The 23,692-nt window shown below is 69.7% G+C and carries 23 protein-coding genes; 11 read left to right on the top strand and 12 right to left on the bottom strand.

All coding sequences use genetic code 11. From position 1 onward, the window contains the following. Positions 1-34 precede the first annotated feature (34 nt). The 4 genes from R2B38_RS28145 (at position 35) to R2B38_RS28130 (ending at position 6,459) form a co-directional block, all read left to right on the top strand. Entirely contained in the window at positions 35-2,482 is a 2,448-nt protein-coding gene (locus tag R2B38_RS28145; RefSeq protein WP_411978506.1) for a ribonucleoside-diphosphate reductase subunit alpha, read from the top strand. Continuing rightward, on the top strand, positions 2,482-3,495 hold the full coding sequence (locus tag R2B38_RS28140) for a ribonucleotide-diphosphate reductase subunit beta (RefSeq protein WP_318018734.1): 1,014 nt from the start codon (positions 2,482-2,484) through the stop codon (positions 3,493-3,495). The genes R2B38_RS28145 and R2B38_RS28140 overlap by 1 nt, the downstream gene beginning before the upstream one ends. 297 nt (positions 3,496-3,792) lie before the next feature. After that, entirely contained in the window at positions 3,793-5,877 is a 2,085-nt protein-coding gene (locus R2B38_RS28135) for a putative Ig domain-containing protein (protein ID WP_318018733.1), read from the top strand. A gap of 126 nt (positions 5,878-6,003) precedes the next feature. Continuing rightward, complete coding sequence (locus R2B38_RS28130; protein WP_318018732.1) at positions 6,004-6,459, top strand: hypothetical protein; 456 nt, start codon at positions 6,004-6,006, stop codon at positions 6,457-6,459. Here the strand turns inward: R2B38_RS28130 and R2B38_RS28125 are convergent. Beyond that, positions 6,437-6,601 (bottom strand): hypothetical protein, encoded by a 165-nt coding sequence (locus R2B38_RS28125; protein WP_318018731.1) that lies wholly within the window; start codon positions 6,599-6,601, stop codon positions 6,437-6,439. The two genes, R2B38_RS28130 and R2B38_RS28125, sit on opposite strands and share 23 nt — an antisense overlap. Positions 6,602-6,688: 87 nt before the next feature. On the opposite strand from R2B38_RS28125, the gene R2B38_RS28120 reads away from it, so the two are divergent. Then, the gene (locus R2B38_RS28120; RefSeq protein ID WP_033282069.1) at positions 6,689-7,651 is read left to right on the top strand and encodes a GlxA family transcriptional regulator; all 963 of its coding nucleotides are present in this window, start codon (positions 6,689-6,691) and stop codon (positions 7,649-7,651) included. 16 nt (positions 7,652-7,667) lie between these two features. On the opposite strand, the gene R2B38_RS28115 is transcribed toward R2B38_RS28120, so the two are convergent. The 10 genes from R2B38_RS28115 to R2B38_RS28070 form a co-directional block, all read right to left on the bottom strand. Further along, positions 7,668-9,038: a cytochrome P450 gene (locus R2B38_RS28115; protein WP_318018730.1), complete on the bottom strand. Its 1,371-nt coding sequence runs from the start codon at positions 9,036-9,038 to the stop codon at positions 7,668-7,670. After that, the gene (cyc1, locus tag R2B38_RS28110) at positions 9,035-10,132 is read right to left on the bottom strand and encodes an epi-isozizaene synthase (RefSeq protein ID WP_411978505.1); all 1,098 of its coding nucleotides are present in this window, start codon (positions 10,130-10,132) and stop codon (positions 9,035-9,037) included. Before cyc1 ends, R2B38_RS28115 begins: the two co-directional genes overlap by 4 nt. Positions 10,133-10,429: 297 nt before the next feature. Next, positions 10,430-11,080: a peptide deformylase gene (gene def, locus R2B38_RS28105; RefSeq protein ID WP_318018728.1), complete on the bottom strand. Its 651-nt coding sequence runs from the start codon at positions 11,078-11,080 to the stop codon at positions 10,430-10,432. Positions 11,081-11,261: 181 nt separating this feature from the next. Continuing rightward, positions 11,262-12,242 (bottom strand): tetratricopeptide repeat protein, encoded by a 981-nt coding sequence (locus tag R2B38_RS28100; protein WP_033282065.1) that lies wholly within the window; start codon positions 12,240-12,242, stop codon positions 11,262-11,264. 104 nt (positions 12,243-12,346) lie between these two features. Next, on the bottom strand, positions 12,347-13,603 hold the full coding sequence (locus tag R2B38_RS28095; protein ID WP_318018727.1) for an HD-GYP domain-containing protein: 1,257 nt from the start codon (positions 13,601-13,603) through the stop codon (positions 12,347-12,349). 4 nt (positions 13,604-13,607) lie between these two features. After that, positions 13,608-14,948, bottom strand: a complete 1,341-nt coding sequence (locus R2B38_RS28090) for an HD-GYP domain-containing protein (RefSeq protein ID WP_318018726.1) — start codon at positions 14,946-14,948, stop codon at positions 13,608-13,610. A gap of 136 nt (positions 14,949-15,084) precedes the next feature. Then, positions 15,085-15,387, bottom strand: coding sequence for a mycothiol system anti-sigma-R factor (rsrA, locus tag R2B38_RS28085; protein ID WP_033282062.1), 303 nt, complete (start codon positions 15,385-15,387; stop codon positions 15,085-15,087). After that, on the bottom strand, positions 15,384-16,076 hold the full coding sequence (gene sigR / locus R2B38_RS28080) for an RNA polymerase sigma factor SigR (protein WP_318021806.1): 693 nt from the start codon (positions 16,074-16,076) through the stop codon (positions 15,384-15,386). The genes rsrA and sigR overlap by 4 nt, the downstream gene beginning before the upstream one ends. Before the next feature lie 236 nt (positions 16,077-16,312). Next, positions 16,313-16,945 carry an alpha/beta family hydrolase gene (locus R2B38_RS28075; RefSeq protein WP_411978587.1) on the bottom strand — a complete coding sequence of 211 codons (633 nt, stop codon included), beginning with the start codon at positions 16,943-16,945 and terminating at the stop codon, positions 16,313-16,315. A 10-nt stretch (positions 16,946-16,955) separates the two neighbouring features. Beyond that, positions 16,956-17,771: an SOS response-associated peptidase gene (locus R2B38_RS28070; RefSeq protein WP_318018725.1), complete on the bottom strand. Its 816-nt coding sequence runs from the start codon at positions 17,769-17,771 to the stop codon at positions 16,956-16,958. A 50-nt stretch (positions 17,772-17,821) separates the two neighbouring features. Between R2B38_RS28070 and R2B38_RS28065 the strand changes: the two genes are divergently transcribed. The 4 genes from R2B38_RS28065 (at position 17,822) to R2B38_RS28050 (ending at position 21,405) form a co-directional block, all read left to right on the top strand. After that, a complete protein-coding gene (locus R2B38_RS28065) occupies positions 17,822-18,544 on the top strand; it encodes a M50 family metallopeptidase (protein ID WP_318018724.1) in 723 nt (240 codons plus the stop codon). A gap of 98 nt (positions 18,545-18,642) precedes the next feature. Then, positions 18,643-19,971 (top strand): 3-phosphoshikimate 1-carboxyvinyltransferase, encoded by a 1,329-nt coding sequence (gene aroA / locus R2B38_RS28060; RefSeq protein ID WP_318018723.1) that lies wholly within the window; start codon positions 18,643-18,645, stop codon positions 19,969-19,971. A 12-nt stretch (positions 19,972-19,983) separates the two neighbouring features. Beyond that, positions 19,984-20,994, top strand: coding sequence for a ribosome small subunit-dependent GTPase A (rsgA, locus tag R2B38_RS28055; RefSeq protein WP_318018722.1), 1,011 nt, complete (start codon positions 19,984-19,986; stop codon positions 20,992-20,994). Between the two features lie 87 nt (positions 20,995-21,081). Continuing rightward, positions 21,082-21,405 carry a DMT family transporter gene (locus tag R2B38_RS28050; RefSeq protein WP_033282057.1) on the top strand — a complete coding sequence of 108 codons (324 nt, stop codon included), beginning with the start codon at positions 21,082-21,084 and terminating at the stop codon, positions 21,403-21,405. Between the two features lie 9 nt (positions 21,406-21,414). Here the strand turns inward: R2B38_RS28050 and R2B38_RS28045 are convergent, their stop codons facing one another. Then, complete coding sequence (locus R2B38_RS28045; RefSeq protein WP_033282056.1) at positions 21,415-22,035, bottom strand: TetR/AcrR family transcriptional regulator; 621 nt, start codon at positions 22,033-22,035, stop codon at positions 21,415-21,417. Between the two features lie 215 nt (positions 22,036-22,250). Here R2B38_RS28045 and hisN point away from each other — a divergent pair, with 215 nt between their 5' ends. Together hisN and R2B38_RS28035 are read left to right on the top strand one after the other, a co-directional pair. After that, positions 22,251-23,051, top strand: coding sequence for a histidinol-phosphatase (gene hisN / locus R2B38_RS28040; protein WP_033282055.1), 801 nt, complete (start codon positions 22,251-22,253; stop codon positions 23,049-23,051). A 258-nt stretch (positions 23,052-23,309) separates the two neighbouring features. Further along, positions 23,310-23,684 carry a cyclic nucleotide-binding/CBS domain-containing protein gene (locus R2B38_RS28035; protein ID WP_033282054.1) on the top strand — a complete coding sequence of 125 codons (375 nt, stop codon included), beginning with the start codon at positions 23,310-23,312 and terminating at the stop codon, positions 23,682-23,684. The last annotated feature ends 8 nt before the right edge of the window (positions 23,685-23,692 follow it).

Below are 23,692 nucleotides of genomic sequence, written 5' to 3'. Positions count from 1 at the left end.
CAAGGCCCCGTGCCGAGCGAGGGAGAGCCCCACCGTGACCATCGCGCCAGCAGAGCCGGCATCAGCGACCCAGGCGAACGAGGCGATCGCAGCGACCGCGACCGGACCCGGGACCGAGCTTCCCGGAACGGTTGTTCAGGACGCCGACGGCCCCGGTACCGCGATCCTGCGGACCCTGACCGAGCTGACCGCCGACCTCCCCGACGCCGACCCCGGCCGGGTCGCCGCCGCCACGTTGCGCGGCCGGTCCGCGCACGCGGACGTGGCGGAACTGCGCGAGCTGGCGACTGAGGCGGCCGCCGGCCTCATCTCCGAGGACCCGGTCTACTCCCGCCTCGCCGCCCGGCTGCTGACGGTCAGCATCGCCGCCGAGGCCGCCTCCCAGGGCGTCACGACGTTCACCGAGTCCGTCGTCGTGGGCCACCGCGAGGGCCTCATCGCGGACCGCACCGCCGAGTTCGCGACGCTGCACGCGGCCCGCCTGGACGCGCTGATCGCCGCCTCCTCCGATGAGGGCGCCGACGACCGCTTCGGCTACTTCGGCCTGCGCACGCTGTACAGCCGCTACCTCCTGCGCCACCCGATCACCCGCAAGGTCATCGAGACCCCCCAGCACTTCATGCTGCGCGTGGCCGCCGGTCTCGCCGAGGACGACTCGACCCGTGCCCTGGACGAAGTCGCCGCGCTGTACCGCCTGATGAGCCGCCTGGACTACCTCCCGTCCTCGCCCACGCTCTTCAACTCCGGTACGCGGCACCCTCAGATGTCGTCCTGCTACCTCCTCGACTCCCCGCTGGACGAGCTGGACTCCATCTACGACCGCTACCACCAGGTCGCCCGTCTCTCGAAGCACGCCGGTGGCATCGGACTGTCGTACTCCCGTATCCGCAGCCGCGGTTCGCTGATCCGCGGCACGAACGGGCACTCCAACGGCATCGTCCCGTTCCTGAAGACGCTCGACGCGTCGGTGGCCGCCGTGAACCAGGGCGGCCGGCGCAAGGGCGCGGCCGCGGTCTACCTGGAGACCTGGCACTCCGACATCGAGGAGTTCCTGGAGCTGCGGGACAACACCGGTGAGGACGCCCGCCGTACGCACAACCTGAACCTCGCGCACTGGATCCCGGACGAGTTCATGCGCCGGGTGAACGCGGACGGCGAGTGGTCGCTGTTCTCCCCCGCCGACGTGCCCGAGCTGGTCGACCTGTGGGGCGACGAGTTCGACGCCGCGTACCGCAAGGCCGAGGCGCAGGGGCTCGCCAAGAAGACCATCCCGGCCCGTGACCTCTACGGCCGCATGATGCGCACCCTCGCGCAGACCGGCAACGGCTGGATGACCTTCAAGGACGCGGCCAACCGCACCGCCAACCAGACCGCCGAGCCGGGCCACACGGTCCACTCCTCCAACCTCTGCACGGAGATCCTGGAGGTCACGGACGACGGCGAGACCGCGGTCTGCAACCTGGGTTCGGTGAACCTCGGCGCGTTCGTCGACCAGGCGAACGGCGACATCGACTGGGAGCGTCTGGACGAGACGGTCCGCACCGCCGTCACCTTCCTCGACCGTGTCGTGGACATCAACTTCTACCCGACCGAGCAGGCGGGCCGTTCCAACGCCCGCTGGCGCCCGGTCGGCCTGGGCGCGATGGGTCTGCAGGACGTCTTCTTCAAACTCCGCGTCCCCTTCGACTCCCCGCAGGCGCAGGCCCTTTCGACGCGTATCGCCGAGCGCATCATGCTCGCCGCGTACGAGGCGTCCGCCGACCTCGCCGAGCGCAACGGCCCGTTGCCCGCCTGGGAGAAGACCCGTACGGCCCGCGGCGTCCTGCACCCGGACCACTACGGCGTGGAGCTGACCTGGCCGGAGCGCTGGGCCGCACTGCGGGAACGTATCGCCCAAACCGGCATGCGCAACAGCCTGTTGCTGGCGATCGCCCCCACGGCCACCATCGCGTCCATCGCCGGCGTCTACGAGTGCATCGAGCCCCAGGTCTCGAACCTCTTCAAGCGCGAGACCCTCTCCGGCGAGTTCCTCCAGGTCAACTCCTACCTGGTCGACGAGTTGAAGCAGCTCGGCGTGTGGGACGCCCGCACCCGCGAGGCCCTGCGCGAGGCCAACGGCTCGGTACAGGCGTTCAGTTGGATCCCGGAGGACGTGCGCGCCCTGTACCGCACGGCGTGGGAGATCCCCCAGCGCGGCCTGATCGACATGGCCGCCGCCCGCACCCCGTTCCTGGACCAGTCCCAGTCCCTGAACCTGTTCCTGGAGACGCCGACGATCGGCAAGCTCTCCTCGATGTACGCGTACGCCTGGAAGCAGGGCCTGAAGACGACGTACTACCTGCGCTCCCGCCCGGCGACCCGCATCGCCCGCGCGGCCCAGGCTCAGGCCCAAACCACCATCCCCGTACAGCAGTTGACGCCCGACGAAGACGCGGTCGCCTGCTCCCTTGAGAACCCCGAGTCCTGCGAGGCCTGCCAGTAATGACGACCGAAGCCAAGAACCTTCTCGACCCGGGCTTCGAGCTGACCCTCCGCCCCATGCGCTACCCGGACTTCTACGAGCGCTACCGGGACGCGATCAAGAACACCTGGACCGTCGAGGAGGTCGACCTCCACTCGGACGTCGCCGACCTCGCGAAGCTGACGCCCGGTGAGCAGCACATGATCGGCCGGCTGGTCGCGTTCTTCGCGACGGGTGACTCGATCGTGGCGAACAACCTCGTGCTGACCCTGTACAAGCACATCAACTCCCCCGAGGCGCGGCTGTACTTGAGCCGTCAGCTCTTCGAGGAGGCCGTGCACGTCCAGTTCTACTTGACGCTGCTCGACACCTACCTCCCCGACCCGGAGGACAGGGCCGCCGCCTTCGACGCGGTGGAGAACATCCCCTCCATCCGCGAGAAGGCCGAGTTCTGCTTCAAGTGGATCAACGAGGTCGAGAAGCTGGACAGCCTCCAGACCCAGGCCGACCGCCGCCGCTTCCTCCTCAACCTGATCTGCTTCGCCGCGTGCATCGAGGGCCTGTTCTTCTACGGCGCGTTCGCGTACGTCTACTGGTTCCGCAGCCGGGGTCTCCTGCACGGCCTCGCCACCGGCACCAACTGGGTGTTCCGCGACGAGACCATGCACATGAGCTTCGCCTTCGAGGTGGTCGACACCGTCCGCAAGGAGGAGCCGGAGCTGTTCGACGACCAGCTCCAGCAGGAGGTGACCGACATGCTGCGCGAAGCCGTCGAGGCGGAGCTGCAGTTCGGGCGCGACCTGTGCGGCGAGGGTCTGCCGGGCATGAACACCGACTCGATGCGCCAGTACCTGGAGTGCGTCGCGGACCAGCGCCTCCAGCGGCTGGGCTTCGCTCCGGTCTACGGTTCCGAGAACCCCTTCTCCTTCATGGAGTTGCAGGGCGTCCAGGAGCTGACGAACTTCTTCGAGCGCCGCCCGTCGGCGTACCAGGTCGCCGTGGAGGGCACGGTCGACCTCGACGAGGACTTCTAGCCCCACGCGGCCGACCCCCGGCCGCCCTTTATCTGCCTCTTACTTCGCGGACGGCCCATGGAGCTTCCATGGGCCGTCCATGGAGTTTCTATGGAGCGGCAAAGTTCATGGGGTGCGTCTGTTCGCGGTCTCGTCGCCCCGGCTACGTTCCACCCGTCCTGTTCATGTCATTCACCAGTGGCCCCACAGGACGCTCAAAGTGTCATGCCCATGACGACGTCATCTGCCGCCGCTACGCGCGTCACAGGCCTGCCACCACGCCGAGGAACCCCACTCCCACGATGGAGGCAGTACCCCATGCGTGAAAAGCCCCGACGGAGTCTGCGAAGACTGCTGACCGCCGCCGTACCCGTCCTCACCCTCAGCGTCTTCGGGCTCGTGGCGGCCTCCCCCGCCGACGCGCAGCCCGCCCCACAGGCCGCCGTCCAGTCCGCCCAGGTCTCCAAGGTCACCCAGAACTCCAAGGCCCTGACCGCCCCCGCGGCCCAGGCCGTCCACTCGACCGGCAAGGCCGGGCAGAAGGTGCCGACCGAGCGCCTCTGCGCGACCGCGGCCCCCGGATCGGCGTCCTGCTTCGCCCAGCGGCGCACCGACATCAAGCAGCGACTGGCCTCCGCCGTGCACGCGGACGCCGCCGCCGCGGTCTCCGGGCTGAGCCCGGCCAACCTGCACAGCGCGTACGCGCTCCCCTCGACCGGCGGCTCCGGCCTGACGGTCGCGGTGGTCGACGCGTACAACGACCCCAACGCGGCCTCGGACCTGGCCACTTACCGCTCCAACTTCGGCCTGTCGGCCTGCACGGTGGCCAGCGGCTGCTTCAAGCAGGTCAGCCAGACCGGCTCGACCACGTCCCTGCCGACGAACGACACCGGCTGGGCGGGCGAGGAAGCGCTCGACATCGACATGGTCAGCGCGGTCTGCCCGAACTGCAACATCATCCTGGTGGAGGCCACTTCGGCCACCGACGCCAACCTCGGCGCCGCCGAGAACGAGGCCGTCGCCCTGGGCGCGAAGTTCGTCTCCAACAGCTGGGGCGGCTCCGAGTCCTCCTCGCAGACCTCCGAGGACACCTCGTACTTCAAGCACCCGGGCGTCGCGATCACCGTCTCCTCCGGTGACGAGGCCTACGGCGCCGAGTACCCGGCAACGTCCCAGTACGTGACGGCAGTCGGCGGCACCGCGCTGTCGACGTCGTCCAACACCCGCGGCTGGACCGAGTCCGTGTGGAAGACCAGCAGCACCGAGGGCGGCGGCTCCGGCTGCTCCGCCTACGACGCGAAGCCGTCCTGGCAGACCGACACGGGCTGCACCAAGCGCATGGAGGCCGACGTCTCCGCCGTCGCCGACCCCGCCACCGGCGTGGCCGTCTACGACACCTACGGCGGCTCCGGCTGGGCGGTCTACGGCGGCACCAGCGCCTCGTCCCCGATCATCGCGGGCGTCTACGCGCTGGCCGGCACCCCGGGCACCAGCGACTACCCGGCGAAGTACCCCTACTCCCACACCAGCAACCTGTACGACGTCACCAGTGGCAACAACGGCACCTGCTCGACGAGTTACTTCTGCACCGCGGGCACCGGCTACGACGGCCCGACCGGCTGGGGCACCCCGGACGGCACCGCCGCCTTCACCTCCGGCACCACCACGGGCAACACGGTGACCGTCACCAACCCGGGCAGCCAGTCCACGGTGACCGGCTCCACGGCCAGCCTCCAGATCTCGGCCTCGGACAGCGCGAGCGCGACCCTCACCTACAGCGCGAGCGGGCTGCCGACCGGCCTGTCGATCAGCAGCTCGACCGGGCTGATCTCCGGCACCGCGTCCACCGCCGGCACCTACGCCGTCACGGTGACCGCGACCGACTCCACCGGCGCCTCCGGCTCGGCCTCCTTCACCTGGACGGTCAGCACCTCCGGCGGCGGCAGCTGCACCTCGACCCAGCTGCTGGGCAACGCGGGCTTCGAGTCCGGGAACACCACCTGGACCGCGAGCAGCGGGGTCATCACCAACGACACCGGCGAGGCGGCCCGCACCGGTTCGTACAAGGCCTGGCTCGACGGCTACGGATCGACCCACACCGACACGCTGTCCCAATCGGTGACGATCCCGAGCGGCTGCACCGGTACGACGTTCACCTTCTACCTGCACGTCGACACCGCGGAGACCTCGACCAGCACGGCTTACGACAAGCTGACGGTCACCGCCGGATCGACCACCCTGGCCACCTACTCCAACCTCAACGCGGCCACCGGGTACGTCGCGAAGTCCTTCAGCCTGTCCTCCTTCGCCGGCTCGACCGTCACGCTGAAGTTCAGCGGCGTCGAGGACTCCTCCCTCCAGACCAGCTTCGTCCTCGACGACACCGCCGTGACGACCAGCTGACCCTGCCATGAGCTGGACCCCGGCCGTCTCGCAGCGGCCGGGGTTCTGTCATGTCCACGGATATTTCACTGCTCACAAGGGATCCGGATGCGTCCGTGACACGTCAAAGGGGCAAAGGAGGCCCCCATGCGCCGATCGATTCTTGGTCCGTCCCTCGCCGTCGCCACCCTGGCGCTCGCCCTCGCGGGCTGCGGCACGAAGTCCGACACCGGCAGCGGCACCGTGTCGCCGTCGTCCTCCCCCACGCCGAGCAAGAGCAGGGCGGCCTGTACGGCGAAGGAGACCCTCGCCGCGACCGACACGAACGGCACGTTCTGTCTGACGACCGGCAACACCGTCCGCATCCTGCTGGACGGGACGACCACCCGCCCCTGGGCTCCGGTCAAGACGGTGGGCAGCGGCCTGAAGGCCACCAACAGCGGAATCCTGATCCGCCCCGGCGACGCGAGCAACGCGTACGAGGCGGTGTCGGCCGGGACCGTGAAGCTCACGTCGTCCCGGCCGCTGTGCGCGACCGCCCCGCACAAGATCTCGTGCAAGGGCATTCAGGAATGGTCGGTCACCGTCGTGGTGTCGAAGTGATCATCCGGTGGGCGGTCCGGATCTGACGGTCGACGCGCCGGTCGTGCGCGATGCCGAGCAGCGACGGGAAGGTCACGGCCACGAGGATGCCGGCGACGGTGAGGAGGGCGATGAGGTTGTCCATGGCTGTGTTCATGGACATGAGTCTCGTCCTTTTGACTCCTTACCGTGAGTGGCAGGACTGCCGTACACCCTCGATTTACTGCCAGTCGAGGCGCACACTGGCAGCATGCTGAAAAACGTGGCCGTGGTCCTGCTCGACGGAGTCGCCCCCTTCGAACTAGGCGTCGTCTGCGAGGTGTTCGGCCTCGACCGCAGCGACGAGGGCCTGCCGGTCTACGACTTCGCGGTCGCCTCGGCCGAAGGCCCGACCCTCACCACCCACGCGGGCTTCTCCCTGACCGTCGACCACGGCCTGGAGCGCCTGGAGACCGCGGACCTCATCGCCGTACCGGCCGGTGCGACCTATGCGGAGCGGGAGTACCCGGAGGAACTGCTCGATGCCCTGCGACGGGGCGTGGACCGGGGTGCACGGGTGCTCAGCGTCTGCTCGGGCGTGTTCGTGCTGGCCGCCGCCGGGCTGCTGGACGGGCGGCGGTGCGCGGTGCACTGGCACCACGCGGAGCTGCTCGCCCGGCGATATCCGAAGGTCGTCGTGGAGCCGGACGTGCTGTACGTCGACGAGGACCCGGTGATCACGTCCGCCGGCACCGCGGCCGGGATCGACGCCTGTCTGCACCTGGTGCGCAAGGAACAGGGGCCGGAGGTCGCCAACGCCATCGCGCGGCGGATGGTCGTACCCCCGCACCGCGACGGCGGCCAGGCCCAGTACATCGAGCGGCCGCTGCCGCGCTCGCAGTGCGACACGGTGGGCGAGGTGCTGGTGTGGATGGCGGAGCACCTCGACCAGGAGGTCACCGTCGAACAGCTCGCCGCCCGTGCCCTCATGTCACCGCGCACCTTCGCCCGCCGCTTCCAGCAGGAGACCGGGACCACGCCGTACCGCTGGATCCTGCGTCAACGGGTGCTGCTGGCCCAGCAGTTGCTGGAGGGGACGGACGAGACGATGGACGCGATCGCCTGGCGGGCGGGCTTCGGCACCGCACCCGCCCTGCGCCACCAGTTCGTCCGGGCGCTGGGCACCACCCCGAACGCCTACCGACGCACGTTCAGGGGCCCGGAAGCCGCCTGAACGTACGCCGGTCACCTCACCTCGGCAGCGGCCTGAGCAGCAGCCGGCGCGGGTGGAGGGTGATGCCGATGCGGGTGGCGTCGTTCGAGCCGGACACCTGCTCGAAGCGGTACCTCGTCGCCACCGCCGCCGTGATCAGGCTCAGTTGGGCCATCGAGAAGTGGTCGCTGGGACACTTCCGGTTGCCGTTGCTGAACGGGCTCATGGCGAACTTCGGTACGTCCTTGGACCGTTCCGGAAGCCAGCGGTCGGGGTCGAAGTCCTCGTTTCGGTCATACGAACGCGGGTCGCGCTGGATGGCGTAGGGGCTGTAGATGATGTCGGCCCCTGCCGGAATCCGATAGCCGCCCAGTTCGGTGTCGGCGACCGCCCGCCGCGTCAATATCCATACGGCGGGAAGCAGCCGCAGCGTCTCGACGACGACATTGTTCGTGTACGTGAGCTTGCGGACGTCGTCGAATGCCACCGGGCGGCCGCCCGTTACGGATTCAACCTCTTCGCGTATCTTGTCGGCGTGCTCCGGGTGTTCGGTGAGTACCTGGAGCAGCGACATGATCGTGGACGCGATTGTCTCGCTTCCGGGGGTGAGGATCGCGACGACCTGGTCGTGGATCTCCTGTTCCCCGATCGGGTCGCCATTGTCGTCCGTCGCCTCCAGCAATGCGGTCAGCAAATCGTCCGGCTTTTGACCGGACTCGCGCCGCTCGGCGACGATCTCGTCGACCAGGAGATGCAAATCGGCCAATGCCCGGTTGAATTGGCGGTTGGCCGGGAGGGGCAGCCGGTAGAGCGGTCCGGCCGGTACCACCATCCGCCGGTACATGCCCCGGAAGACGGTGGCGAGCGCGACGCACAGCCGCTCGGCGCGCTCGTCCATGAAGTCGCCGCGCAGCAGACAGCGGGCCGCGATCCGCACGGCGATCCGGAAGGACTCGGAGGTGCAGTCGATCGTCCCGCCGGACTTCCACCGCTCGGTGAGCGCGTGCGCCTCCTCCTCCATGATCGGCCCGTAGCCGGGGATCGCGTCGAGCCGGAACGCGGGCTGGATGACGCGCCGTTGGCGCCGGTGCAGGGACCCGTTGGCCGTGGCCACGCCCTCCTTGCCGAGCAGTCCCTCCAGGGACTCCCACAGCGGGCCCGCGATGATGAACTCGGGGTTCAGCGCCAGGGCGCCGGTGAGGGCGGGCGCGGTGACGGCGTAGACCGTCTTGGGGCCGAGGCGGAGCCTCACGACGTCGCCGTGGTCGCGGAGTTGGGCCATGAAGGCCAGCGGGTCGCGGACCAGCTTCCAGCCATGGCCGAGCAGCGGGACCCGGCCGCCCGCGACGGGCGGTTCCAGTAGCTCCGGCACCTCGGATGCCGCGGGCTTGACGGACTCGACGGTCATTTCTCACCTGCCGCTTCGTTGTTGACGTACGGGGGTGTGGACCGGTCGTCCCAGCTGTCGACCATGTAACGGCCGGACTCGTGGTGGAACCAGTAGACGGTGCTGAACCAGTTCCGCATATTGCCGAGGCAGGTCCGTACCGCGGCACTCAGTTCCATTCCGCGCACGGTGCCGTCGTCGAGCCGGTCGGCGAGACGTAAGGTGTCCTGTTCCGCGACGAGGAATTCGGCGATGCATTCCTCGACCCGGCGCCTCACTTCGGCGACCGTCTCCTCAAGAGTCAGCCCCTCGTGTGCGATGAGGCTGATTCCGAGATTGTGGACCTCGTCGCCCGCGAGTTCCTTGGGCAGCGAGCAGAGGTCGTTGTACCAGGCGGCGAATTCCTGACTGAGCAGTGCGGCCCGGCGATATCCCGGGTGTTTCCGCACACTGTCCGGGAGTTCGAGTCCCGCACTCGCCTCCAGCAGATCCGTCCAGATCCAGTGCGCGAAGGTGAGCCGGCGCAGTGCGAGGTATTCCTCGACCGTGGGGACGGTCCCCTCGGTGCGATTGCGGAATTCACGGTCGTAGGCCTCGATGACCGCGTGGAAGTGCCGGGCGAACCGCGCGTTCCAGGTGTCGGGCAGGAACGAGTAGATCCGCGTCATGCTGTCGGCGAACCCCGCGACCAGGGGATCCGGGTGGAGCAGATGGTGCCGAGGTGAATCCAGTGCCGCGTGCAACCGGAACCTCAACCGCCGCCAGGCGTCGGGGCGTTGGTGCACGATGTCCCGGTCGTGGCGGTCGTCCCAGACGAAGAACCACGCGCTGTAGTCCGCTATCGCCTGGAGCACCTCGTCCGGTGCGCCCAGGTAATACCCGGCCATCAGGTCCGTGTAGCAAAGACCGTCGGCATATTCCCTTACCTTGTCCCCCGACATGAGGCGCTTTTCCAGCAGCCAGACACGTGTCTTCTCCTGGAGCCTCGGCCAATACGGATGCAGTTGCCGGGGAAACGCCGTCTCGATCACCGGGAGAGAGAGCGACGGTGGAACCGCGATCGCCGTCGTTACCGTTGCCGTTGCCGATGTGGTGCTGTGTGAGAAAGCAGGCACGAACAAACCCCTCTCAGCCGCCAGTTGCGCACGCCCCTCCCGCTGTACCGGGCGTGCGCCGTTGCGTATCCCCGCACTTCCTATTCAGCACCACAACTGACCGTTCTGGGAACGGATTTGCTCCCTTCACTACCCCCAAGTGCCGAGAATCCCCCCTTGTGTGACCGATTCTGGATCACTAACCGAGCGAAAACGATCGAATGTGCGAGGGACAGACGAACGGCGCCTGGTCAGGGAGGTACACCTGAACAGACGCCGTACGTAAGGGAGATGTGTCGACCGCTGGGGCCGGCCGGATCAGTCGTTGGCGACCACGGGGTAGCGGGGCTCGTTCTCGGCCATCTGCCGCAGCGCGTCCTTGCGGTCACGCTTGGAGAGCCGGTCGATGTAGAGGTAGCCGTAGAGGTGATCGGTCTCGTGCTGCAAACACCGAGCGAAGTAGCCGGTGCCGCGGACCCTGATCGGGTTGCCCTTCTCGTCCTGCCCGGTCACCTCGGCGTAGTCGGGCCGCGCGAGCGGCGCATACGCAGTGGGCACGGACAGACACCCCTCATTGCTCTCGTCCAGATGCCGCTTGTCGGCAGGCAGATCGACGAGCTTGGGATTGCAGACGACACCGACGTGCCGTTTGCCCTCGTCGTCCATGCAGTCGTAGACGAAGACCTTCAGGTCGACGCCGACCTGGTTGGCGGCGAGGCCGACGCCCTCCGCGGTGCGCTGCGAGGCGAACATGTCGGCCACCAGCGTGTCCAGCTCCGCGCCGAAGTCGGTGACGTCCCTGCACTCCTTGTGCAGCACCGGATTCCCGACGACCGTGATCGCCCGCGAGACCCCCCGCTCCCGCCAGGCCGCCTCACGCTCCTCGGTCCCCTCGGTGTCGACGACAAACCCCTCGTCATCCACGGGGAGCACGCCCACGTGCTGCTGATCGGTGTCCTGCTGCGCCATGACCGACGTAAGCCTTCCTGAAAACCAAGGGGGAGAAGTTGCTGATACAGGGTACGTGGAGTTCTTCCAGGGCCGCGGGGCCCTCATGTGTGTGGCTCCGCCACGCGGACGCACCCTGTCTTTTAAGGGGCGCGGGGAACTGCGCGACCAGCCACGACGGACCCGCGGCCGAACGAAGTCCTCAGCAGACCTCTTCCAGATCCCGCCAGTCCCGGGAATCAGGGCTGTCGGCAACCCACCCGTCCAACAGCCCCCGCACGAGCGACGCGGGAGCCGCAAGCCCACACTCCCGCTCCGGCACCCACAACTGCCCATCCGTCCGATGACCGAGCGGCCCAGGATGCCCCGGCTCACTGTGATCATGCGGATCAAGATGCTCCCCGTCACCCTCATCGGAAGGCATCCGGGACTCAGAACACATCCGGCACAGCAACCGCACGGAAGAAGACCAGTCCTCCGCCGCGAACCCCGCATCCGCCGCCAACTGCTCCAGCGCGTCCCGATCGGCCTCGGCGGCAGCCTCCAGCAGCACAACCCACGTAGGCACAGGAGACGGCGCCCACAACTCGATCTCGTCGAACACGGGATACGAGTGCCCGGCGGCAGTGGTCCGCTCCCCGTGCGGCACGCCATCGTGGAGCACAACCTCACCCCACCGCCGCCCGGACGAGGGAAGCGGAATGGACAGCACCTCGATACGGGCGGGATCCAGCCGCCGCCCCCACACAACCTCGGCCTCCCCTTCCGGAGACAGCCGTACGGCGGCGCTGCCGAGATCCATGCCCGCCGGCTCACCCGCCCCGGTGACCCCGCCCGGCACCCGCAGCCCGTACGCCTGCCAGGCCCGCCGAGCCAGCGGCCAGTCCTGGAGCGCGGTGGCCGCGATGCCGACGTTCCACCAGTCAGGCGCCCCGGCCTCCCGGTCGAGCAGCGCGACGGCCCGCAGCCCGGCCGCCCGCGCCTGCTCCCAGTCGTGCCGGAACTTGTGGAGAAGGGCGAGGTTGAACCAGGACTCGGACAGCCAGGGCTCCAGATCGGCGGCCCGCGTCAGCAGCGCGCCCGCGTCCTCGTACCGACCGTCGCCGATCAGCGTGAACGCGCGGTCTGTGGCCTGCCGCCAGGAGGCGGAGGGCCGGTGCCGTCCCTTGCCGAAGATCCTCACGATTCCCGCCTGCCAGTTCCGTTCAGTGGGCTGGCTCTGCCCCCGGACACCCTCTTCTTCGCATCCAACCACGTGCGGCTGGGAGGGCGCTCATTACCCATGGGTTACCCAGCCGAAGGCAAGGTCAGACAGTCCCGGGACAGTACCCGGGCCAGTGCTTCCACGACCTCGGGAGCGTAGTCCCCGGCGGTCCCGAGGCGCAGCTCCTCCAGCGCCCGCAGCGGCCCGCCGGGGCCGCCTGCCCGGGTTTTCTCCTCGTACGCGTTCACGGCCCGGACGATCCGCGCGGACAGCGGCTGCTCCCGGCACGGGTCGGCCTGCCGCTCCACGACGGCCGCCACCTGAGGACTCACCCCGGTCTGCCGTACGACGGCCCCGCCGAGCAGTGCTATCCGCCGCTGCTCCTCCGCGGGGAGTACGGCGGTGGCGCCGGCCGGTACCGGGTCGACGAGGCTGAGCTGGCCGATGTCGTGCATCAGGGCGGCGTACTCCAGGACGGTGAGGTCGGGCTCGGACAGCCCCAGGTCCCGCCCGACCGCCTGGCACAGCGCGGCGACCCGGCGGGCGTGCCCGGCAGGCGTGTAACCGGCTATCTCGGTGGACCGGGCGAGGGAGGCGATGGTCTGGCGGTAGGTGTCCCGTACGGCCGCGTACCGCCGGAAGGACAGCTGGGTCAGCAGGAGCGGCAGCGAGAACACGGGCAGCGCCCACAGCCCCACGACGGCGACCGCGAGCGCCATCACCGCGCCGGTCGCGCAGACCGCCGACCCGATCCCCAGCATCCCGCGCAGCTCGTCCCGCAGCAGCGGCCCGAACGGCCACCGGGTCCGCGCGTGCGCGAGCGCGGCGGCGAGCACGGCGTCGCACAGCGCGGTGAGGGACAGCAGCGCGAGCAGGAGCAGGGCGTACGCGGGGCCGCCCCAGTGTCTGAACACGCCCTGGTTGTAAAGGGGTTGGAAGCAGACCGCCGCGAAACCGACCGTCAGGACGCGGCGGGCCATGTGGTCGGGGGTGCGGCTGTGGCCGCGGGCGATGTGCGGGACGCAGCCGACGAGGGTGGCGGCGACCACCACGGCGACGGTCTGGAAGACGCCGTGGTGGGTGGGGTGGCCGGCGTCGGCGCCGAGGAGGGCGTAGGAGAGGGCGCCGGCCGCGCCGAGCGGGGCGGTTTCCCTGAGACCGGTTGTGGCATTCCAGCGGCTCAACTCGCCTACGGCTACGAGGACTCCGAAGGCGAGGGCGACGGAGGGTTCTTCGAGGCCGGTCCAGAGGGTAAGGGTCAGGGAGGTGGTGGCGAGGAGGGCGGCGGAGGTGTGGATGAGGGTGAGGGTGAGGGTGAGAGGGGGGCGGAAAAGGGGCACTTCGTCAACCCCTCAACACACTGGAAACGGGCGGGCTGGGTGGGAAGACGATGGACGACTGGACCTCGTCGGCTGTTACCGAGGGATGCCACCCACACCGCCCGAGCGCCCGCGCCAACGCCGTGACCATCAACGGGTCGAACTGACTGCCGGCACAGCGCGACAGTTCCTCCAGCGCGGCAGACACCGGCCGAGCGCGCCGGTAGGACCGGGTCGACGTCATCGCGTCGAAGGCATCGGCGACAGCAACCACCCTTGCGGACTCCGGGATCTGACTCCCCAACAGCCCGTACGGATACCCACTCCCGTCCAGGCGTTCATGGTGGTGCAGGACAGCCGCACGGGCCTCACCCAGGAAACCAATGCCGCGCACCATCTCGTGGCCGTACTCCGGATGCAGTTCGATCACCCGCCGCTCCTCGGGAGTCAACGGCCCGTCCTTGCGCAGCAAGCGCGTAGGGACGCCCAGCTTTCCGACGTCGTGCAGGATCCCGGCGAAGCGGAGCACTTCGACCCGTGAGTCGTCCATGCCGAGCTCGCGCGCGATCATCATCGACGCCTGCCCGACCCGTTCACTGTGCCCGCGGGTGTACCCGTCCTTGATGTCGACGGCCTGGACGAGAGCGCGGATGGTGGCCTGATGTGCGGCGCGTTCCTGGTGGTACTGGGCGAACACCCACCAGGAGACCCCCATCGGCAACAGCACGAGCAGCGCGGCGACGGGGCCGTAGGGACTGCGCCACAGGACGGCCATCATCAGCCCGGCGAGTCCGTGCACGCCGATCGGCGCCAGGGACCGTAGGAACAGACCGCGCCAGGCCCGCCGTACCGGCATCCTCCCCCACTGCCCGAAAGGCGTGGGAGGTGCCCCCACGGCCAGCGCGAGGATCCCGCCGTCGAGCACGGTCAGGACCAGGCAGAAGGCGAGGACGGCGGCCAGGGCGGGCACCAGCGCGTACGGGAAGTCGGAGGCGACGACGGCGTTCCGCCCGCCCAGCGCCCAGTGCACCCGTGCCGCCGCCCACACGCTCAGCGCGAGCTGCGCGGCCCGCCAGCCGCGCCGCAGCCAGGGCGAGCCCTGATCGACGCGGGAGAACAGCGCCCCCGGCAGAGGTACGAGTGCGGCGGCGGGCGGGGGCAGGAGGAAGGCGGCGGCGAGCAGCACCGGGTAGAAGGTGCCGGCGAAGCGGCGGCGGGCGACCTGCTCGCAGCCGGCGTAGAGCGCGGCCAGCAGTGCGACCGCCCACCAGGGTGTGTGGACGGCCGGCAGCGGCAGCAGGCACCACAGGGCGCCAGCGGCGACGCAGACGACGTACGCACGTGCCCGTGCCGGTGTCGCCTCCATGGCTGACGCCCTTCCCCCGACCATGCCTGTCCAGGCCGAGGAGCCTAGGGCGGTCGGGGGCGGCCTGCGGGCGTATCACCCGTGGATTAGCACGTTCGAGTGACGCTCGCCCGTTCAGGAAACGACCGGGAAACGGTCAGGACTCCTGGGGGGCGGCCGTCAGGTCGTGCTCGGGCACGGCCTGCCCGGAACGGATCAGATCGAGCCGCCCCAGGACCTTGGCCCGCAGGTCGGTCGGCACGTCGTCCTGCCCGCAGCACCGCTTGACCAGCTTCTTCACGGCCTCTTCGAGCCCGTACTTCTCCAGGCACGGCGAGCACTCCGTGAAGTGCTGCTTGAACTTGGCGCGGTCGACGTCCGGCATCTCGCTGTCGAGGAACTCGTAGAGATGGTCGAGGACCTCACTGCAGTCCGTTTCGTGCGGCTCTCCGCAGCTCATGAGCCCGAGCCTTTCGCTTCGTTCGACTCTCCGGCGCCGGCCGGGACCAGTCCGCGGTCACGCGCGTAGTCCTCGAGCATGCCGCGCAGTTGACGACGGCCGCGGTGCAGCCGGGACATCACCGTTCCGATGGGTGTCCCCATGATGTCCGCGATCTCCTTGTACGCAAAGCCCTCGACGTCCGCGAGATAGACGGCGATGCGGAATTCCTCGGGGATCGCCTGGAGCGCTTCCTTCACGTCCGAGTCGGGCAGGTGGTCGAGCGCCTGCGACTCGGCGGAGCGCAGACCGGTCGACATGTGCGACTCGGCGCGCGCGAGCTGCCAGTCCTCGATCTCCTCGGCCGCGGAGCGCTGGGGTTCACGCTGCTTCTTGCGGTACGAGTTGATGAACGTGTTGGTGAGAATCCGGTAGAGCCACGCCTTGAGGTTGGTGCCCTCACGGAACTGGTGGAAGGACGCGTACGCCTTCGCGTACGTCTCCTGCACCAGGTCCTCGGCGTCGGCCGGGTTTCGCGTCATGCGCAGCGCGGCCGAGTACATCTGGTCGAGGTATTCGAGCGCGTCCCGCTCGAAGCGCGCACTGCGCTCCGAGGTCGATTCCGCTGTGACCTCGCTCGTGCCCTGGCCCTCGGGCTGCTCCGCCTGGCCGTGTTCGGTCCCTGCGTCGGTACCGGGAACCGGACCCACCTCCTCAAGATTCCGGGTGGCCTCGAAGCCGATGCCACCAGAATCGGAGGATAGACGACGATCCGGTCCGCCCGCCGCCCCAATAGGGGTGGCCTTGGTCGCGTGCAGCACCGACCAGTCCAGGTCGGAGCGGCTGCTACGGGCCGGGCAGAAGGTCGAACCCATGCGGCGGACTTCCTTTCTACGACTCTCTATGTCCGCCACAACAGTGGTAGGGGCCCCCGCATTCCCGCCCCTCACCCGAGTGTTCGAGTCCACTCCACCACGCGCCCCGTGATGATCTCCAGCGCCTCGTCCTGCCCGATCTCCGCCCGCTTCGGCACCGCGAACCCATGATCGCCGTACGGCACCTCGACCAGCCCGAAGTCCCCCTCCGGGAACTCAGCCGGTTTCCCGAAGGGATCGTTCCCGCCCTGCACGACGAGCGTGGGCACCCCGGCCCCGAGCAGTTCACCGGCCCGGGACTTCTCGGGCTTGCCCGGCGGATGCAGCGGGAAGCTCAGGGCGAGGACGGCGGCCGCGCCCAGCTCCGCAGCCGTACGACAGGCCACGCGGGCTCCGGCGCTGCGGCCCCCGGAGATCACCGGCAGGCCGGGCTTCGCGACGGCCGGCCAGATCCCCCGCCACCCCACGTCGAGCGTCTTGGGCGCGGGCGCCACCTTCTTCCCGGCGACCCGCCAGGGCTGCTCGACCAGCGCGACGGTGACGCGGTGCTCAGGGAGCACGGCAGCGAGGGCTTGCAGATCCCGCGCCTCGATGCCACCCCCGGCACCGTGGCTGACGGCAAGGACGAGCCGCGCCTTCTCGGCCGTGTGCCAGGTGATGCGGGCGGTCCCCGCGTCGGTCTCGACGGTCTCGCTGGAAATGATCTCGCTCACGCTAGAAGAGTGTGCCCTCCTCGGGCCCCTCCAGCTCCTTCAGCAGCTCCGGTCCGTTGTTGCGGACGTTGCTGACGGCCGTCGACACCGGGTACGCGCGCATCAGCCCGGCGGGCGGCGGGGCGAGCAGCTCGCGCAGGTCGTCCGGGTCGGTGCGGGCGGGGTCGAGCCAGGAGTCCCAGCGGTCCGGGGTGAGCATCAGCGGCATCCGGGGGTGGATGTCGGCCAGCGCGTGCGGCCCCTCGGCCGGGGGCACCGCCAGCGGGGTCGTCTCCGCCTCGGTGGTGATCACCGAGCAGGTGACCCACCAGGCCAGCGGATGATCGTCGGGCAGGGTCCGGTCCCGCCAGAACTCGTACAGCCCGGCCATCGCGAAGACCGAACCGTCGGCGGGCAGCACGAAGTACGGCTGCTTGCGCTGCCGCTTCTTCTTGCCCTCCACCTCCAGCTCCCGCTCGTCCTTGGCTGTGACCCACTCGTAGTAGCCGTCGGCGGGGATGATGCAGCGCCGGGTGGAGAAGGCGCGACGGTACGACGGCTTCTCGTGCACGGTCTCGGCCCGCGCGTTGATCATCCGCGCCCCGCCCTCGGGCGTCTTCGACCAGCTCGGCACGAGTCCCCACTTGAGCTTGCGCAGCTGGCGAACCGGCTCAGGACTGTCCGCGTCTTTAAGTGGACGGTCGAGGACTGCATAGACCTCTTTGGTCGGGGCCACGTTGTAGTCGGGGGCCAGAACCTCCTCGGGCTCCCATTTCTCGATCTCAAAGACTCCTGCGAGATCCTCGGGCCCACGACTCGCTGCATACCGTCCGCACATACGTGCCAGACTGCCAGATTCGACGACCACCACGGGAGCCTCCGCCACCAATGGACAGCACCGCAATCACCTCGTTCAGCGCCCTCTGGGACGAGGTCTTCGGCAGTCAGCCCGACCCCGATCTGTGGGTGGTCATCGCCACCATGGTCGCCGCGCTGGCCGTGGTCGTCCCGCACCGCCTGTGGCGTCTCTCCCGCAACGCCATCACCATCGCCCACGAAGGCGGCCACGGCCTGGTGGCCCTGCTCACCGGCCGCACCCTCACCGGCATCCGCCTCCACTCCGACACCAGCGGCCTCACCGTCAGCCGAGGCAAGCCGCACGGCCTGGGCATGATCCTCACGGCGGCGGCCGGCTACACCGCTCCCCCGCTCCTGGGCCTCGGCGGCGCGGCCCTCCTGGGCGCCGGCCACATCACGCTCCTCCTGTGGCTGTCGACCGTGCTCCTGATAGCCATGCTGGTGATGATCCGCAACGCCTACGGCGCCCTCACGGTCATCCTCAGCGGAGCGGCCTTCCTCCTCGTCTCCTGGCTGACGGGCCCCCAGGTGCAGGCGGCGTTCGCGTACGCGGTGGTGTGGTTCCTGTTGCTGGGCGGCGTACGCCCGGCCTTCGAGCTCCAGGCGAAGAGGGCAAGGGGCGGCGCGGGCGACTCGGACGCGGACCAACTCGCGCGCTTGACGCACGTACCGGCGGGTCTGTGGTTCTTCCTGTTCCACCTGGTGTCCCTGTGCTCGCTGATAGGCGGCGGCAGGTGGCTGCTGGAACTATGACGCGCCCCGAAGGGGCAGGCGTCCAGGGGCGCGGGGAACTGCGCGACCAGCCCCAACGGCGCGGCACCCGAAAGACGGCCTCCTTATACAGTGACCTTATGGCCCCGAACAACGACCAAACCGCCCTCTGGCCCGCCCCCCACGCCCGCGGAGCCGTCGACGCGACGGTCCACGTACCCGGGTCCAAGTCGGTAACCAACCGCGCCCTAGTCCTAGCCTCCCTCGCCAGCGAACCGGGCTGGCTGCGCCGCCCCCTCCGCTCCCGAGACACCCTCCTCATGGCAGCCGCCCTCCGAGCAATGGGCGTAGGCATCGAGGAGGGCGTAGGCACGGAGAAGGGCTCCGGAGAGTTCTGGCGGGTCATCCCCTCGGGCCTCCACGGCCCGGCCACGGTAGACGTCGGCAACGCGGGCACGGTCATGCGCTTCCTCCCCCCCGTCGCCGCCCTGGCCGACGGCCCCATCCGCTTCGACGGCGACCCCCGCTCCTACGAACGCCCCCTGCACGGCGTGATCGACGCCCTCCGCGTCCTCGGCGCCCGCATCGACGACGACGGCCGGGGCGCGCTGCCCCTGACGGTGCACGGCGGGGGCGCGCTGGACGGCGGCCCGGTGGAGATCGACGCGTCCTCCTCGTCCCAGTTCGTGAGCGCCCTGCTCCTCTCCGGCCCCCGCTTCAACCAGGGCGTCGAGGTCCGCCACACCGGCTCCTCGCTCCCCTCGATGCCGCACATCCGGATGACGGTCGACATGCTCCGCGCGGTCGGCGCCCAGGTCGACACCCCGGAGTCGGGCGGCGAGCCCAACGTCTGGCGGGTGACCCCGGGCGCGCTGCTCGGCCGGGACCTGACCGTCGAGCCGGACCTGTCGAACGCCCAGCCCTTCCTCGCGGCCGCGCTCGTCGCCGGCGGCAAGGTCGTCGTACCGGACTGGCCGGCCCGGACGACCCAGCCCGGCGACCGGCTGCGGGAGATCTTCACCGAGATGGGTGGTTCCTGCGAACTCACCGAGTACGGGCTGGAGTTCACCGGTTCGGGTGCGATCCACGGCATCGACGTGGACCTGGGCGAGGTCGGCGAGCTGACCCCCGGCATCGCGGCCGTGGCCGCCCTCGCCGACTCCCCCTCGACCCTGCGGGGTGTCTCCCACCTCCGCCTGCACGAGACCGACCGGCTCGCCGCGCTCACCAAGGAGATCAACGAGCTGGGCGGTGACGTGACCGAGACCGCCGACGGTCTGCACATCCGCCCGCGCCGCCTGCACGGCGGGATCTTCCACACCTACGAGGACCACCGCATGGCCACCGCGGGCGCGATCATCGGCCTCGCGGTCGAGGGCGTGCAGATCGAGAACGTGGCGACGACCGCGAAAACCCTCCCGGACTTCCCCGACCTGTGGACCGGGATGCTCGGGAGCGACGGGGCGTAGGGGACACACGCCATGCGTCGCTACGGCAAGAACACCGACGAGGACGACATCCGCCAGCGCCCGAACCGCAAGGGCAACCGGCCGCGCACCAACATCCGCCCCAAGCACGAGGAAGCGGTCGAGGGCATGGTCGTCACCGTCGACCGGGGCCGCCTGACGTGCCTGGTCGAGGACCGGGTCGTGATGGCCGTCAAGGCCCGCGAACTCGGCCGGAAGGCGGCCGTGGTCGGTGACCGCGTCGGCATCATCGGCGACCTGTCCGGCGACAAGGACACCCTCGCCCGCATCATCCGCATCGAGCCGCGCACCTCGGTGCTGCGCCGCACGGCCGACGACGACGACCCGTACGAACGCGTGGTCGTGGCCAACGCCGACCAGCTCGCCATCGTCACCGCCCTCGCCGACCCCGAGCCACGCCCCCGCCTCATCGACCGCTGCCTGGTAGCGGCCTACGACGGCGGCCTGGACCCGCTGCTCGTCCTGACCAAGTCGGACCTGGCCTCCCCCGACGAACTCCTGGAGATGTACGGCGCGTTGGGCGTCCCCTACGTCGTCACGAGCCGCGAGGAGTTGGAGAACGGCACCGCGGTGGAGCGGGTCCGCAAGCAACTGGACGGCAAGATCACGGCGTTCGTCGGCCACTCCGGTGTCGGCAAGACGACCCTCGTGAACGCGCTGGTCTCGCTGGAGCGGCGGCGCAGCACCGGCATCGTCAACGCCGTCACCGGCCGCGGCCGGCACACCACGACCTCGGCGCGCATGATCCCGCTGCCCGACGACTCCGGCTGGGTCGTCGACACCCCGGGCGTCCGTTCCTTCGGCCTGCACCACGTGGACCCGTCCCGGGTCATCAAGGCGTTCCCCGATCTGGAGCCGGGCACGGAGAACTGCCCGCGCGCGTGCAGCCACGACGAACCGGACTGCGCCCTGGACCAGTGGGTGGCCGACGGTCACGCGGACCCGCAACGGCTGTACTCACTACGGCGGCTGCTGGCCACCCGGGAGCGGACGGAGGGCGACTGATCACTGGCTGACCACCGCGTGTTTGTGGGGACTCAAGTTCGGTAAGTGCATAATCGCACCGAGCCGGACAAACGGGAGGACAGCACAATGGCGTGGCTGCTGGTTGTCGTGGCCGGAATTCTGGAGACCGGGTTCGCCGTGTGCCTGAAGCTGTCCCACGGCTTCACGCGGCTGTGGCCGACGGTCGCCTTCTGCTCCTTCGCGCTGGGCAGCTTCGGCCTGCTCACCCTCTCCCTGAAGAAACTCGACGTGGGCCCCGCCTACGCCGTGTGGACCGGCATCGGCGCGGCCGGCACCGCGATCTACGGCATGGTCTTCCTCGGCGACCTGGTGTCGACCCTGAAGATCGTGTCGATCAGCTTCGTCATCATCGGGGTCATCGGCCTCCAGCTGTCGGGCTCCGCGCACTAGACCTGCCCGTCAGACCCCCAGGATCCGATGGGTCGGCGTCAGCGCGCCGCGCACCAGCTCACCGACCCCGCCCTCACCCGGCGGCGCCGCCACACAGGACAGCGCCAGGCGTACGACGAGCTCGCAGGACCGGGCCAGGTCGGCGGTGTCCGGCTTGGCGGCCCCGGGTCCGGCCAGCGCCGCCACGGCACGGTCGCGGACGACGGCCACGAAGTCACCGGGTGAGGGCAGCGGCCCGTCGGCCCGGCGCTGTGCCGGTACGGCGGAGGAGGACGGCACCGCGGACAGGGTCGGCGAGGGCAGCCGTTCGCTCCAGCAGCCGGTGAGCATGGCCCGTACCAGCGCGTTCTCGCGGGCCGCCGACGTGGTCCACTCGGCGGTCGCGGTCAGCCGCTCGCGGGCGTCGCTGTGACTCCCGAGCGCCCGCTCGACACCGACGAGATAGCCGTCGGCCTCCCTTCTGACCAGCGCCCGCGCGAGCCCCTCCTTGCTCCCGAACTCGTTGTACAGCGTCTGCCGGGACACTCCGGCGGCGGCGGCCACGTCCACCATCCGTACGGTGGACCACGACCGGCGCGCCAGCGCCGTATAGGCGGCGTCCAGCAGGGATTCCCGCGCTGCAGGCATCATTCGCCTCCCGGGGGCGAGCGGCTCTGCGCCCAGATTTGACGCGCACGGGAGCACTGTCAAGGGTTCGCGGCGGTGCCGGGGGGCGCACTTCGGCCATTGCGCGCGGGAGTTGACGGAGGAGTGCCGCTCGGGGAGGGACGCGATGGTCCCCCACCTCCCGTTTCGCCCACCGGACCCTGTAGCCCCGGCGCGACCCCTGAAGATACGGTTCACGCATGGCCGACTATCACGATGACCTGCGCCTCGCCCACGTCCTCGCGGACGCCGCCGACGCCGCGACGACCGCACGGTTCAAGGCGCTCGATCTCAAGGTCGAGACCAAGCCGGACATGACTCCGGTCACCGAGGCGGACAAGGCGGCCGAGGAAGTCATCCGCGGTCATCTGCAGCGCGCACGCCCGCGCGACGCGGTCATCGGCGAGGAGTACGGCAGCGAGGGCACCGGCCCGCGCCGCTGGGTGATCGACCCGATCGACGGCACGAAGAACTACGTACGCGGCGTCCCGGTCTGGGCCACGCTGATCTCCCTGATGGAGGCGGCGGAGGGCGGCTTCCAGCCGGTCGTCGGCCTGGTCTCCGCGCCCGCGCTCGGCCGCCGCTGGTGGGCCGCGAAGGGCCACGGCGCCTACACCGGCCGCAGCCTGTCCTCCGCGTCCCGGCTGCGCGTCTCCCAGGTCTCGAAGCTGACGGACGCCTCCTTCGCGTACTCCTCGCTCACCGGCTGGGAGGACCAGGGCCGCCTGGGCGGCTTCCTCGACCTGACCCGCGAGGTGTGGCGCACGCGCGCGTACGGCGACTTCTGGCCCTACATGATGGTCGCCGAGGGCGCGGTCGACATCTGCGCCGAACCCGAACTCAACCTCTGGGACATGGCGGCCACCGCGATCATCGTCACCGAGGCAGGCGGCACCTTCACGGGCCTCGACGGCCGCCCGGGCCCGCACAGCGGCAACGCGGCCGCGTCGAACGGCATCCTGCACGACGAGTTCCTGGGGTATCTCAACCAGCGCTACTGAGCACCACGGGACGCCTGCGCACGCCCCCAATCGGCCGCACGCGCCCTCTTGTTGACCCGTGCTTTACCTGCAACTCTGAGAGTCCCCCCACTTGTGAATTTGTGAATCCGGTAACTAACGGACCTGGACCGGCAAGCAACGGGCCCGGGTTCCGCGAACCACGCGGATTCCACTAGGAGGTGGCCTCATCCCATGCTGCATCCAACGCCGCAACCCACACCGCGATCGACTCCGCGGTCCACGCTGGTCCGCGACGCCATGAGCACGGTGGTCCTCACCATCGGCCCCGCCCACACCCTCCGCCAGGCAGCCGCCCTGATGGCCTCGCGCCACGTCGGCGCGGCCGTGGTCCTCGATCCGGACGCCGGCGGCATCGGCATCCTCACCGAACGCGACATCCTCAACTCCCTGGGCCGGGGCCAGAACCCGGACACCGAGCGCGCCCACGCCCACACCACCACCGACGTCGTCTTCGCCACCCCGGCCTGGACCCTGGAGGACGCGGCCAGCGCGATGGCCCACGGCGGCTTCCGCCACCTCATCGTCCTCGACCGCAGCGAGCCCGCCGGCATCGTCTCGGTCCGCGACATCATCCGCTGCTGGGCACCGGCACGACAGCAGGTACCGGCCTGACGGCCGAC

Source organism: Streptomyces sp. N50 (genome assembly GCF_033335955.1).
In the GTDB taxonomy this organism is placed as follows: Bacteria; Actinomycetota; Actinomycetes; order Streptomycetales; family Streptomycetaceae; genus Streptomyces.
Note: the sequence above shows the minus strand (reverse complement) of the source record. Positions and strands in the feature narration are given on the sequence as shown.